Origin of the sequence: Enterococcus sp. C76 (assembly GCF_040886985.1) — a bacterium.
GTDB lineage: Bacteria > Bacillota > Bacilli > Lactobacillales > Enterococcaceae > Enterococcus_B > Enterococcus_B lactis.
In genome coordinates this window covers 98,552-112,612 of sequence record NZ_JBFOEY010000006.1, presented here as the reverse complement: position 1 = coordinate 112,612, position 14,061 = coordinate 98,552, and the positions used below count along the sequence as shown (strand labels likewise).

Here is a 14,061-nt window from a genome sequence, read left to right as displayed (position 1 = left end):
ACGCTATTTTTTTACTTTTTCTCCCCTTCTCTAAGAAAAGGAACGCAGAATTAATTTTTGACAATTCGAGAAAAAGTTGCTTCACAGATATGGTAAAATCAGCTACTTTTTTCTTTGACGATTCTTTATACTAAATATAAACAAATGTTTCATGAAAGGAGAACTATATGAATAATTGGCTTGAGCTTTTTCCTGAAAACATTTTGGAACGCGGGTATAGCTATCATCTGCACGGGTTTGTCAGTCATTTGAACTATACGAGCAGACACTTGACCGCAACAGTTTCTGGCACGGAAGATTATAAGGTAGTGATCACATGGGATGAAAAGACGAATATGACTTGCGATTGTCTATATGCCATAGAAGGAAAAAACTGCAAGCACATGGCTGCTGTCTTATTCGCTTACGAAGAACGTCCAATAAAAAAATCCAACTACTCGCTTTCCGAACTCTCTTCCCTTGTTTCTTCCACTAGTTCCTCTCTTGTACGGGAACTTTTAACAGAGATTCTTATAGAACATCCGCAATTTATCGAACGCTTCAAAGAGAAGATCCCGCTCCATGCAGTAAACTACACAGATAAATTAGCAACAATCATCCACAAATACGATCATCCTATCGGAAAAAACAAAAACAGGAAAACAGCGAAGTTCATCATGGAGATGCGAACGTTCATTCAAGAAGCTGTTGAGTCGCTTATACAGCAAAATGCCTATCTTCCCGCATTCGAATTGATCAATGAAGTGATTGCTACTCTTGAAACATGCTATTTGGAGCCTGCGGACGAACGATCACTTCTTCTGATAGAGGACTGTTATTATTTATGGAAAGAATTATTAGCAGAAGCACCCCGTGCAGAAAAAAGGCAAATGTTCTCTTGGTTCGTCTGCCAAGTCGATCACACTGACGCCTCTTATTCAAAAAACTACTCCATAAAAATCCTGAAAGAAGAATTTCAGGAAAAAGAGTTTTCTAGCCAAAAGAAAAAAATAGCCAAAATACGAAAAGAATCTGTAAAAAAAGGCGAGCCCCACAAAAAAGGACAAACACACGCAGACAAGCAGTCTGAATCCCTCAAAAAAACAACTGGCTCTACTTTAAAAAATACGGATGATACAAGTAAAATAGAAAATTTGAAAAAACGTTTATTAGCATCTGACAGTATCCACTTCCCTACATTGGAAAAACTAAAAAACGCATGTCCACCTGAAACATGGCCGATCATACGTAATGAACTGTTTTCAGCTCTTAAATATCATAAAAATGTGGATCGTTTTTATGCAGCAGAAGGTTGTTATGATTTATTGTGGGATTATGTAAAAAGTACAGACAGATTGATCATGGTCGATCGGTACTTTGATATCTTGAAAAACTATTGTCCTAAACAGTTATTACAAAAATATGAATTTGAATTACGTCAAAACGTAGCTAATTTTGCGACAAAATTGGAATACCAAAAACTTGGCAACCAAATAGAAAAAATGGCTAGCTTGCCAAACGGACTTGTGACAGCTAAATTGTTGACCAAAGAACTTCGAGAAAAATATCCGCGCAGAAAAGCATTGATTGCTGAGATGAAAAGAATTGAACCAAGGTTGAAGTAAAGAAGATGGAAAAGATTGTGACAGAAGTGGTCAGATTCAAGAAATAAGAAGAAGAGACTGTGACAAAACTTTTGTCACAGCCCTTCTGTTTTATAATTTATAAGTTATGACAGATTTCCTTCGTTGCTGGATAGATTTTTCGGTATTGTTGATAGATTTTGCGATACTTTTCTACATTTTGTGAGAGAGGTTCCACTGCATCTGTATATTGGATAAAAAACTGACAACAGCTTTCAGGTGTATCGAACCACCCTAATCCTAGTGCAGCAATCATTGTTGCGCCTAATGCAGGTCCTTCCTCCACACTTAAACAATAGATCGTTGCATCAAAAATATCTGCTTGGATTTGTAGCCATGCAAGATTTTTTGCGCCTCCTCCCACCGAAACAATACGTGTAAATCTGCGACCCGCTAGTTCTTCCATCAACTGTTGCGAATCTTTCAATGAAAAAGTGATCCCTTCCAACACCGCTCGGGTAAAATGGCTAAGTGTATGTCGAGTATCCATACCAATGAAACTCCCCCGTATCTGGCTATCGGCGTACGGTGTTCGTTCCCCTGAGAGATAGGGTGTAAACAATAATCCATTTGAACCTGGCTCGATCTTTTCGATTCCTTGCAGCAGTTCGTCAAAAGAAAGTCCTTTGGCAAAAGTCTTTTTGAACCAATTGAGACTGTGTCCCGCAGCTAATGTCACTCCCATAGAATAATAAGCATCATTTATTGCATGATGGAATAAATGAAGTTTGCCTTCATAAGATTTTTGGTTATTTTTCTCATAAGACAAAAATACTCCTGAGGTTCCAATACTGACCATAGCTGCGCCATCTTGGATGATCCCAGCACCTAAAGCAGCACATGCATTGTCTGCTCCGCCAGCAAATACCTTTACTTCTTTGTGAAAACCAAATTGTTCTGCTAGTTCTTTGCGTACCGATCCAATGCAAGTAGTAGAAGATACAAGCGGAGGCAATATTTTAGGAGAGATATGGAAAGTCTGTAAGAGCTCCTCAGACCATGTTTTTCTTTCCATATCAAGTAATAACGTACCTGCAGCATCTGAATAATCCATCTGCTGGTTTCCTGTCAGCCAAAACCCAAGGTAATCTTTCGGCAATAAAACATGACGAACATTTGCCCATAATTCCGGCTCATTTTCTTGAAGCCATAGCATTTTAGGCAACGTAAAACCTTCTAATGTGCGATTATTGGTAATCTCAAGTAATCGATCACCAAAGTTTTCCATTATTTCTTCACATTCTTTGGTTGTACGCACATCATTCCATAAAATCGCATTTCTTAACGGTTGGTTCGCTTCATCTAGTACGACTAAACTGTGCATTTGACCAGAAAAACTGATTCCTTCTATTTTTTGAGTAAAATCAGGCACTTTTTCAGCTAATTCTTCGATCACTTGACCACAAGCTTGGATCCAGTCTTTAGGTTCTTGTTCACTAAATCCAGCTTCTGGTTGTAGCAACGGATAGTCTTCGCTCGCCGCACCCTGGATCGTCCCATTCCTATCCATTACTAATCCCTTCAATGAACTAGTTCCTAGATCAATACCTAAAATATACATTTAACCACCTGCCTTGTTTTTATTATCCTATCAAAAACGATTGCTGACAATGTCCGTTTTTCCTATTCTTTGATCCCACCTGCAGTCACGCCACCTATAATGTACTTCGATAAAAACAGATAAATCAGCAGAAGCGGTGCGATACTGAGAGAAATCCCTAGATACATACTGCCGAATTCTGTACGATAGACATCGGTTTTTAACAGCTGGATCAACATCGGCAAGGTAAATTTGTCAGTATCGTTGATCAAGATCAGCGGCATCAAAAAATTGTTCCAAGTAGTCACGAATGAAAATATAGCCATCGTCGCTAATCCCGGTTTCATCAAAGGAAGCATCACTTTATGGAAAATCTTCAGCTCTCCTGCACCATCTAAACGCGCTGAATCTGCCAAATCGGAATGATAAACAGTCTCCAGATATTGTTTTAAAAAGAAGACAGTCGTAGGCGATGCAATCGCTGGAAAGATCAATGGAATATAGCTATTCAGCAAATCCAACCGATTCATAAATTGATAAAAACCAATCATGCTGATCTGCTGAGGAATCATGATCAAACCAAGAATAACGGCAAAAGCAAGTCTTTTTCCTTTGAAGCGATAAGCAATCAATCCGTAAGCAGTCAAGGCAGAGAAATAGACATTCAATAACGTAGCACCAGCTGAGATCACCAAACTATTTTGGAATCCGTTGAACACATCGAATCCTTTATTCCTCAAAACATGCCAATTCGCTGCTAACTGTGTTCCCGGAAGTAAGGATAGCCCTTGTTGTATTTGCTCTGCTGAACGTGTGGAATTCACCAGAACGACCCAAAAGGGAAAAATACTCAAAAACGTAAGTAACAACATGAATCCATAAATCAGCAGACGTTGCAACCGATAGTGTTTATCCATTTCTTCCCCTCACTTTGCTCTTTTCTTGGAAAAACCGGAAAAGCAATGTACTCAAAAGAATCGACATCCCTAACAAAATGACTGAAGCTGTCGCAGCAATCTGAAAATTCCGACTACCAGTAAACGCTTGTTTGTAGATGAACATCGTGATCGTATTGACACTATTGTCAGGATTTCCGTTAGTCAATAAAAACGGGATATCGAACATCTGCAGACCCCCGATCAATGACGTCACTAAAGTATACAGCATGATAGGTTTCAATAACGGCAACGTGATCTTTCGAAAAATCTGAGCATCACTTGCGCCATCAACCATGGCAGATTCGAAAAGTGACTGATCAATACTTAATATCCCTGAAACAAGTACAATCGTTGTCTGCCCATACCACATCCAAAACTGAATAAAAGAGACAATCAAGCGTGTACTTGTCACACTTCGGAAAAAATCAAACGGTCGCTCCAACACGCCTAAATGAGTCAGGACCAAATTCATCGGCCCCATCGGAAAGCTGAACAATGCAAAAAATAGAACGGCTACAGACGCTGCTGTAATAATGTTTGGCAAATAGAAAATGATTTTAAAGAAACCTGTCCCCTTCAACTTCAATTTGAGATTTGTAAACCAAGCAGCCAAAAGGAGCGCCAACGTAATCTGAGGGACAAAATTCACACCCCAAAGAATCAACGTGTTTCTGATTGATTGAAGGAACAATGCATTGTTCAAAAGATTGACATAGTTTTCGAAACCGACGATCGAGGCTTCTGTATTCCATCCTTTCAAATCTGTGAAGCTTAAAAAAATAGTATAGAAGATTGGATAAAGCTGAAATACTAGAAATGCTAAGAAAAATGGGGCAATGAATAATAAACCATAACGATTGTAGCGCTCAAATCTAGCTTTTTTCACTCGAATCTCCTTTCTTGTACCTTTTAGACAACTGTCCCAGCTAATCGATTTCTAAATCAGGATAAGCATTCGCTACGGCATCTTTGAAATTTTGGATAGCCGATTCTTTGTCCGTCTCTCCTTTAGAATAAGGTGTCAAGCAATGGTCGATAAACAACGTTTCGATTGTTTGATCATATTCAGTCAGAATTTTTGCATTGATTGATTGGACCATTTCAGAAAATTCATCATAATGGTTTTGCCCGCCCAGAAAGTCTTCCTGGTAAGACGATTTGATTGCTTCTACTACCTGTTCATTCGATACAAAGTCTCCCGTATCTTTTGCCCATTGTTCCAAAAATTCTGGGTCAGTAGTTAGATATTGGATCAGCGCTGCCGCTTCTTCTTTCATTTCTGAGGTGTCCGTGGCACCGATCCATGTACCACCCCAAAACCAAGAAGAAGGTCCTTGGATCATCCGCCAATCCCCTTCTGTTGTTCTAGAGCCGTCTGCCGAAGTAGCATTTTGTTTCAACCAATAATGTAATCCCCATGTAGGCAGACTATATCCAAAGTCTGTCTCGCCATTCATTCCAGCAAACCATGCTTCTGATTGACCTTCTGTATCTTTCGTCAAATCTTCTTCAACAAATCGCCGTGAAATATCCATTAATTCATGAAGTTTATCATCGATGATTAGCTTTTCATCTTCCACCCATCCTGATTCCCGCATGCCAAAAAATGGTTTTGCTAAGTCTTGGACACTGGAGATCATCTGGACAGTCCCACCACTGTTTTCTTTGATTTCTTTTGCCACTTCATAAAATTTCTCGTAATCCCCTATTTGCTCTTGCATCTGGTCTGCATCTGTAATCCCTAAAAGTGATTCTGCTAGAGAAGCACGATAATAAAATCCGCCAGGCGCTGCTTGCCAAGCTAAAGCATGTAAAGTCCCTTCTCTGCTAGTTCCGACATCCTTGACATATAAGTAGGTATCACTTACCGCTTCTTCCAGACCGTATTCTCCTAGATCAGCCATCAATCCCGATTCGACATACTTCTTTACGAACGCAGATTCTAAGGCAATGACATCAGGCGCATTTCTTGTTCCTAACACTGGATCTAATTTTGTCTCAAATTGATCAGAAGGAATCTCTACGATCTTTATCTCGTAATCCAAAGATTCATGAGCTGGCAAATAATACTCATTAATCATCGTCGAAAGTTCGTCTGTGAACGTCCACACAGTCAATTCTAAATTGTCTTCTGAAGAACGTTCAGAGCTCGTTCCACAAGCAGTTAGTACGCCTATCAGACTGACTCCTAATAAAGCGACACTCAGCTTCTTCCATTGTTTCATGGCTTCCCTCCTTTTTCTTCATACGAAAAGAAATCAAAATCTGCAGCCAGTCTTGTGCCGGAAGTATCGATGGCAAACATACCGACAAATGCTCCCGTGAAAAATCCTTCTTGGGTTTCAGCAGTATAATCATCGGAAAGTTTTAAGCTATCAAAAGTATGACCAACGTCTATCCATACTTTCCCGTCGAATGAATAAGAATAATGATATGTCTCATAAGAAACAATAGTTTTTAAATATATAGCGCTTACATTATCGGGTGTGGGGATAATTCCGACTGGTTCACATAATTGTCCATTGTCACAATCTAAAAGAGCGATGACCCGTCCCTTCTCTTCATCATGTGTGAGATGGATGCTTGACCAGTTCTTAGTATTGTAATAATTCGTCATTCCTGCTAGTTGCATAAAATTCTCAGGTGAACATTCTACTTTCGTCACGGCTTCAAATGAAAAATGCTGCCATCGTCTAGCAACTAAAGATTTGGTGAACAGCGAATGGAATGATTCTCGACCAAACAGTCTCAAATAACCTTTCCGCTCAGTCAAACTACCGATTTCTTCGGTAAAGGGAATCCTTAATGTTTGAAAATGCAGAGGGAGCTGTTCTTGATCGAATGATTCTTTGATAGGTGTTTTTTCCCACATCTGTTCTGGTATGGACGGGCTTTCCACTCTATTTTTTGGAAAATTCCCTCCAGTTATATACGGCCATCCCCCCTTCCACTCTATTTTTTGGATCGCAGTTTCCCTTCCTAAGGGGCAATACCCTCTGTTTTCTAAAAGCGGTGTTTCTTTGTATTTTAGTGGTCTAGCTGTCAAATGGACAAAATACCATTCATCTGTATGTGTCTGAACGAACGACCCATGACCTGCTTTTTGCAAAGGCAGTTCGAGATATGACCAAGAAGTAATCAACGGATTCTCTGGATGGATTTCGTACGGACCCTCGATTTTCTTTGATCGGGCAATGGTTGCCGCATGTTCATACTTCGTGCCACCTTCTGCAGTCAGTAAATAGTAATAGCCGTTGATTTTATAAAGATGAGGTGCTTCTGTCAATTTTCGATTCGTCCCTTTAAAGATGATCTTTGATGGACCAATCAATTTTCTTTCTTCTGGTGAATATTCTTGAAGGGCGATTCCATAGAAAGAATGACGAGTAGGACGATAATCCCAAACCATATTGACCAAGTACTTTTTCCCATCTTCCTCATGGAACAAGGAAGGATCGAATCCTGAGCTATTCAAATAGATTGGATCTGTCCATTTTCCGTCGATGGTATCACATGTAATCAAATAATTGTTCACGTCTTTCCAACTACCACTCAATTCTTTGACATCGGAATAGATCAGCCAGAATTTCCCATCGTGATAACTCAAAGCAGGAGCCCAGACACCTCCAGAATCCGGGTTCCCTAACATATTCAGCTGACTTGTTCGGTTGACAGGCGTACTTACCAAGTGCCAATGTTTTAAATCCTTTGAATGATAGATCATGACACCTGGGAACCATTCAAAAGTAGAAACAGCGATATAATAATCTTTCCCAACACGACAAACACTAGGATCTGGATGGAATCCAGTTAAAATCGGGTTATTTATCATAAAGAATTCCTTTCTATACTAGGTAATCGTTCAAACGCGACTTAATCCATTCTAAGTGACTTGATTCATTCTTTATTTGGTCATGTGCTAAAGCATACTCCGTCAGTGTTTCAAGATCTTCCTGATCCATGACGATCCGTTCTCCCACACCTGATTTATAGCTTGCATAACGTTTTTCTTTGATTGTTTCGAAAAACTCTTCTTCTATCAATCGGGCGGCAGCTTTCAACCCTCGTGCAAAGGTATCCATTCCAGCAATATGCGCAAGTAACAGATCTTCCATCTCAAAGGAAGAACGTCGTACTTTCGAATCAAAGTTGATTCCTCCTGGTGCGATCCCGCCATTTTTCAAAATTTCGTACATGGCTAGCGTCGTGTCATAAATATTGGTTGGAAATTCATCTGTATCCCACCCTAGAAGAAGATCCCCTTGATTGGCATCGATTGATCCCAAAGCATCATAGCATCGGGCAACAGTCAATTCATGTTCAAAGGTGTGGCCTGCCAAAGTCGCATGATTTGCTTCAAGATTGAGTTTGAAGTCTCCTGATAAATCATATTTCTGGATAAATGCCATTGTCGTAGCAGCGTCAAAGTCATATTGATGTTTCGAAGGTTCTTTAGGCTTAGGTTCGATCAAAAATTGCGGTTTATGCTCGATTTTTTCACCATATGCCACCGCCATTTTGAATAACCGTGCAATATTGTCCTGTTCGAATTTCATATCTGTGTTCAGCAAAGACTCATAACCTTCTCGTCCGCCCCAGAAGACGTAGTTTTTTCCATTTAACTTTTTACTGACATCTAATCCTTTCTTTACTTGAGCTGCAGCATAAGCAAAAACTTCTGCGTTGCTTGACGAAGCTGCTCCATGGACAAAACGCGGATGTGAAAATAAATTGGCGGTATTCCAAAGCAACTTGATCCCAGTCTGTTCCATTTTTTCTTTGATCAAATCTGTGATGGTATCTATGTTTTGGAAAAATTCTTCTAAAGAATCCCCAGCTGGAGCAATGTCTACATCATGGAAACAAAAATATTCGATATGCAATTTTTCAAGAAGTTCAAAAAATGCTTCTACTCGGTTTTTCGCTGTTTCTAATGGATTCTCACCTTCCCAAGAGCGAATATTCACAGGGTCGCCGAATGGATCAGAGCCGTCTTGCGTCATCGTGTGCCAGTAAGCAGCTGCAAATCGTAAATGTTCTTTCATTGGTTTCCCCAAAATTTCTTGTTCAGGATCATAATGACGATAAGCAAATGGATTTTCTGTTCTTGGCCCTTCATACTTTACTTCTTTGATCATCGGAAAATAACTCATCTTGTTCCTCCTTGTTTTTAGTTGATTAGTACACTAAACTAATTTACAATTGCATCATAAGCGACTTTCTTTATCTTTGTCAAGCGCTTTCAAAAAATTCATTTGTCATTTAATTGATTCTTTTTTTATAACAAATGTTTCATTGTCGAATGGAATAAGACACGCTATACTTTAACATATAACGTTGGTTTTACTAGCAGAGGACCAAGAAAGGAACTTCTATGATCTCAAGTAAATATACGATTCGCGAATTGAACCAAGCAACGCTTTTAAAAACGATTATTGACAAAAAAGAAGTATTTCGCGCAGAATTAGCCACTGCAACAGGGTTGAACAAAGCATCTGTGTCAGACATCACTAAAAAACTTCTAGATGATCAGCTGATTGTTGAAACCCGTGTCGGAGATGCCTCCACTGCAGGAGGAAGAAAGCCGATCATGTTGACTTTCAATCCCCAATCTGCCACAGCTCTTTCTTTTGATATTGGCTATAATTATTTAGAAGGAATGCTTTCTTATATCGACGGCACTGTCCTCTCTTCGATCTCTAAGCGTCGGATCACGATTGATGCTACAAACGTGTTTGATCACATTCAAGAGTCAATCCATCAATTGATAAGAGACTTGCCAGAAACGCCACATGGAATTGTCGGGATGACGATCGGTATCCACGGCGTAGTTTTCGAAGACCATCCAATTTTTACGCCCTATTATGATCTGCACAAAATCGATTTACAAAAAGAATTAGCTGATCATTATGACTTTCCTGTTTACTTACATAACGAAGCAAACTTGGCTGCTTTGGGAGAATACACCTTCTCTTCCCATTATCAAAACCTTGTAAGTATTAGTATACACAGTGGTATTGGCTGCGGGATCGTGGCATCTGGGAAATTGCAAGTCGGTAAACATGGAAAGGCTGGGGAACTTGGTCACTCGATTTTATACCCTGATGGTCGGCCTTGTCCTTGTGGGAATTCAGGATGCTTGGAACAATATGCTTCCAGCAAAGCTGTTTATGAAGAATTCGCCCAGTTAAAAGGGTTAGACTATGTCAACTCAGATATCTTGACTGATTATGTCAAAAAGGGAGACACAGATGCCACAGCTCTACTCAAGAAAAACGCTGCCCTGTTAAGCATCGGGATCAATAATATCATCATGATGTATGACCCAGATGTGATCGTCATCAACAGTAAGCTTTACGAAAAAAATCCGCAAATGATCGAACAAATCCATGCGAACTTGACAAGCCAGTTTACGAAAGACATTTTGGTACGCAACACCCGTTTGAAAGGCAATGCGATTTTATACGGTGCCTTGGCAGTCACTGCTCAGCACTTCTTGAATATACGGAAGTTGAAGTTGGGAAAAGAAAAATAACTTTTCTATAATCAAAAAAAGGGCAGTCTTGCTTTAATGAGGACTGACCTTTTTTTGATTGAATGTTATTTTTCTATTAACCAATTAGCTATCTCCTAATTCCTCATCGAATGGCATTCTTTTACGTCCCAAATGATCATAATGGATGTTCTCGCGGTATAATTGTTTTTCATTTGAACAGCTAGTAATTTGTTCTAATGTTTGAAGTCCTACTATGTACTTCTAAAAAGAGGAAACCTTCCTCTTTTTAGAAAGAATTGCAGTACTGTTTTCTTTAAAACATTTTGCAAAACTATTAGAAACCAAATGTTTCAGTCGCTTGGCTTTCTTTTTTTGCAGAAGAATCAAGGTCGTTTTTCCATTCTTGGTATATCTCTAAAAATCGTTCCTCTTCTTCATCCGAATATCCTTTGAATATTACTTTATCGATGTTTTCATGATTAAAGAAAATAGTCGTTTCTGGATTCAAGCCCGTTGGATATAAGGCAGCCATATAATCTGCAAAGGTATCTTTTCCAGTCACTTGATCTGTGTATACCACACCTCGCCCTACTACTACTAATTTCTGTAATCCGTCTTCCAATAACACGATGCTTCCTAATGGTAATAATTCTTGTTTTTTAGTCATCTTCTCTCTCCTCTTTTTCTGTACCTTTTATATGCTTATTAAAATATTTCTCTCCGTACCATTCCAATTGTGTTTTGCCTTCCCATTCGCGATATTCTTCAGGATATTTATATTTGTAATAACCGTGTAATAGATATGGGAAGAATAAGTAGGCTTCTGCTACAATGAATCCTATATTACACGCAAACCACATACCTAAAACACTTACAAAACCAAATATATCTGATTTTATCCCATCGTCACTAGGAAAGAAAAACTTCCATACAATAACCACTATGACTATTATCCAACCGTATTTCATTACTAATTGAATAATTTTCTCTATAAAGTTATCTATTTTATTTTTTTCATTTAATTTCATTTCAAGCATATTCTTATTTAGAGAATTCATCTTACTTTTGATAACTATATATCCAATTATACATATTAATGCTAAATAAATTCCCATTCCAATTAAACTTAGTGCCTTTAGAAAAAAAGTAATGAAGAATAAATTTGCCTCTAATAGTAACCAAAGTAAATAGTTATTACAGGTACTCATTGTAACAAAGATTTTTGTGCTAACATTTCTGTCATTCTTATATCTTGTATATAACCATATACACAAGTATCCAAATAAAAATATCCAAAAAATGGCTTTTGGCAACAAATTTACTTCGGCTGCTGGAACAAAACTGTCTTTGTCTGGATGATTCATTCCATAATCAGTGGCTAATACAAACCCGTACTGAATAGCCACCATAATGATAGCTATGAATACTAATAAGATTTTTCTTTTTCCATTGTATAATGATCTCTTTTCAGTATCCTTTATCATATACATAACTAGTTGATCGTCTAATAAGTTTAAGCTTTGCTCAAAGGTTGCATTGAATAATTTTTTCATGTCCATCACCAACTAAATCGAATCTTAAGTATTTCAACCGAAGATAGTGCCTTTCCAATTGTTTTTCCAACTTGTTGAACATCATCATATACCTGTTCAACTGTGTTAATACTCTGTTCTGTTATTTTCCCCACTTTTTTAGATACATCATCTACAACTTTAATCGATTTATCATATAATTTATAAGCTCCATCTTTAATATCATCATACATATTCGGCCATAAAAATTGGGCACCTTTATTAATTAAACCCATAGTTCCACCCACAATCGCTCCAAATGGACCTACCACAGCTCCTCCTATCGTCATCCCCTCCAGCAGTCCGATACTTTTCACGGTATCAATCGCCCCGCCAATCACTCCTTTGCCGATACTACCTGTTTTTCCATATTCATTGACTCCACTCGAGACAAACGTCACACCTAATTGTGCATAGGTCGCTATTTGGGCTGCTGAACCTAATCCTTTCGCCACTCCCCAATTCTTAGCTCCTTGTATAAATTGAGAATTTTTCAAACTTTCATTGACATAAGTTTTTATAGGATTCGTCATTTTGTTGAACCATTGATACCCTTTACCAAGGGTATCTATTTTAGGAATCCATTTTCCTTGGGTTATAGCTTGTCCAAATGATTCATATTTAGCTAATCCATTGATTAACTTGGTTTGTGCTTTCGAAGGCAACTTATCCGCAAGCATCCAAAATTCGTCATTTTTCATTAATTTATCTACCAATGCCTTTGGATATAGTGCTAATAATTGATCTAATCGTTTCATATTTTCTGTTTTTCCACTTTTCAATGGATTCATTAATTCTTCTACTTGCTGATATAATTCCAGGAAAGCATTACTGCTGTATGCATCGATCTGTTCTTTTGCATTTGGTTTTATTTGCTCAAACCAACTTCTATCAAACCCTTTCGGCAATACATACGTACCATCACGATTGACTGTGGTGTTGTTCAACACCATCACCGCTTGCATCGCAAGTTCAAATTCTTCTAGACTGCTTGTAAACAAATGCTTCGTTTTTGCATCGAATTCTTTTAACTGGTTCAATTTCTTTTGTATCCGTACGATATCTCGCTGATAGCTTTCGGCTCTTCTCAAGAAATCTTGTTGCTGGTTTCTTAACATTTCCGCGATTGTCGGGAGCGGGATATTGGCCAAGGCTCCTGCTGTGTGAGCTGCGTTTTCCAATGAAGCTTTCGAACGTTGTAAGATGGTCAATTGTTGCTGCAGATTCTCTTCATCCAAATAGCCTTCACTAGCAATGAAGCTGTTGGCTGCTGAAAATTGGTTCAGCTCCTGTTGGATCGTATCGATGGCACTAGACACACGTTTGATGGTTGGCAGGATCAAGTCTGAAAACAGCCCTTTTCCTGCATTGTAGGCAGCTCCGGACAAGGTATGACCATCAATGGCAGCGATCAGTTGTTGGCTTCCTGCATTCAGTTGCCTGATAGTCGTTCGAGCGATGGATAGATTGGCAGACAGCGAACTTTTTAAAGTTGAAGCGTCTTTGCTGGAGTAGATTAGTCCCATGGGATGATTCCTTTCTTCTAATTTTTTCTATAAACATTTTTTTAAAATCCATAAGTCGTATCTTCTATACTACTCGGTACATCTACATTTCCCCGATTGATTTTTCTTGAATTCTTGGCTACCCATTTTTTATACAATTTTACAAAACGTTCTTCATCCTCATCCTTGAATCCTTCAAAAACAACTTCATCAATATCTTCATCATTGAAATAATACACTTGTTCAGGGTCAAGTCCTTGCGGATATAGCGCTCCCGTATAGTCAAAAAAGACTTTTTTCCCATGTTGTTCTGCTAGCGGCCCTCGATTCAAAATCATAATTTTTTGATTTCCTTCTGATAAATAAACTATACTTCCGATTGGTAACAT

The 14,061-nt window shown here is 38.6% G+C and carries 11 protein-coding genes and 1 pseudogene; 2 read left to right on the top strand and 10 right to left on the bottom strand.

Annotated elements, in window-relative coordinates; genetic code table 11:
• Positions 1 to 167 precede the first annotated feature (167 nt).
• A pseudogene (locus AB3I00_RS09380) lies at positions 168 to 992 on the top strand (SWIM zinc finger domain-containing protein); the annotation flags it as partial.
• Between the two features lie 709 nt (positions 993 to 1,701).
• Here AB3I00_RS09380 and xylB read toward each other — a convergent pair.
• The 6 genes from xylB to xylA all read right to left on the bottom strand — a co-directional run bounded on the left by xylB (position 1,702) and on the right by xylA (position 9,253).
• Complete coding sequence (gene xylB / locus AB3I00_RS09375) at positions 1,702 to 3,183, bottom strand: xylulokinase (protein WP_368025108.1); 1,482 nt, start codon at positions 3,181 to 3,183, stop codon at positions 1,702 to 1,704.
• A 62-nt stretch (positions 3,184 to 3,245) separates the two neighbouring features.
• Positions 3,246 to 4,079, bottom strand: coding sequence for a carbohydrate ABC transporter permease (locus AB3I00_RS09370; protein WP_002315855.1), 834 nt, complete (start codon positions 4,077 to 4,079; stop codon positions 3,246 to 3,248).
• Positions 4,072 to 4,986, bottom strand: coding sequence for a carbohydrate ABC transporter permease (locus tag AB3I00_RS09365; protein ID WP_368025107.1), 915 nt, complete (start codon positions 4,984 to 4,986; stop codon positions 4,072 to 4,074). Before AB3I00_RS09365 ends, AB3I00_RS09370 begins: the two co-directional genes overlap by 8 nt.
• A gap of 40 nt (positions 4,987 to 5,026) precedes the next feature.
• Positions 5,027 to 6,325 carry an ABC transporter substrate-binding protein gene (locus tag AB3I00_RS09360; protein ID WP_368025106.1) on the bottom strand — a complete coding sequence of 433 codons (1,299 nt, stop codon included), beginning with the start codon at positions 6,323 to 6,325 and terminating at the stop codon, positions 5,027 to 5,029.
• Positions 6,322 to 7,932 (bottom strand): glycoside hydrolase family 43 protein, encoded by a 1,611-nt coding sequence (locus tag AB3I00_RS09355; RefSeq protein WP_368025105.1) that lies wholly within the window; start codon positions 7,930 to 7,932, stop codon positions 6,322 to 6,324. Before AB3I00_RS09355 ends, AB3I00_RS09360 begins: the two co-directional genes overlap by 4 nt.
• Positions 7,933 to 7,945: 13 nt before the next feature.
• Positions 7,946 to 9,253 (bottom strand): xylose isomerase, encoded by a 1,308-nt coding sequence (gene xylA, locus AB3I00_RS09350; RefSeq protein ID WP_252707305.1) that lies wholly within the window; start codon positions 9,251 to 9,253, stop codon positions 7,946 to 7,948.
• Positions 9,254 to 9,474: 221 nt separating this feature from the next.
• On the opposite strand from xylA, the gene AB3I00_RS09345 reads away from it, so the two are divergent.
• Complete coding sequence (locus AB3I00_RS09345; protein ID WP_368025104.1) at positions 9,475 to 10,635, top strand: ROK family protein; 1,161 nt, start codon at positions 9,475 to 9,477, stop codon at positions 10,633 to 10,635.
• 295 nt (positions 10,636 to 10,930) lie between these two features.
• Here the strand turns inward: AB3I00_RS09345 and AB3I00_RS09340 are convergent, their stop codons facing one another.
• The 4 genes from AB3I00_RS09340 to AB3I00_RS09325 are packed head-to-tail and all read right to left on the bottom strand — an operon-like array spanning position 10,931 to position 14,061.
• Positions 10,931 to 11,263: a DUF4176 domain-containing protein gene (locus tag AB3I00_RS09340; protein WP_368025103.1), complete on the bottom strand. Its 333-nt coding sequence runs from the start codon at positions 11,261 to 11,263 to the stop codon at positions 10,931 to 10,933.
• Complete coding sequence (locus tag AB3I00_RS09335; protein ID WP_242423128.1) at positions 11,256 to 12,149, bottom strand: DUF4176 domain-containing protein; 894 nt, start codon at positions 12,147 to 12,149, stop codon at positions 11,256 to 11,258. The genes AB3I00_RS09340 and AB3I00_RS09335 overlap by 8 nt, the downstream gene beginning before the upstream one ends.
• A 5-nt stretch (positions 12,150 to 12,154) precedes the next feature.
• The gene (locus AB3I00_RS09330) at positions 12,155 to 13,693 is read right to left on the bottom strand and encodes a T7SS effector LXG polymorphic toxin (protein WP_368025102.1); all 1,539 of its coding nucleotides are present in this window, start codon (positions 13,691 to 13,693) and stop codon (positions 12,155 to 12,157) included.
• 41 nt (positions 13,694 to 13,734) lie between these two features.
• Complete coding sequence (locus AB3I00_RS09325) at positions 13,735 to 14,061, bottom strand: DUF4176 domain-containing protein (RefSeq protein WP_368025101.1); 327 nt, start codon at positions 14,059 to 14,061, stop codon at positions 13,735 to 13,737.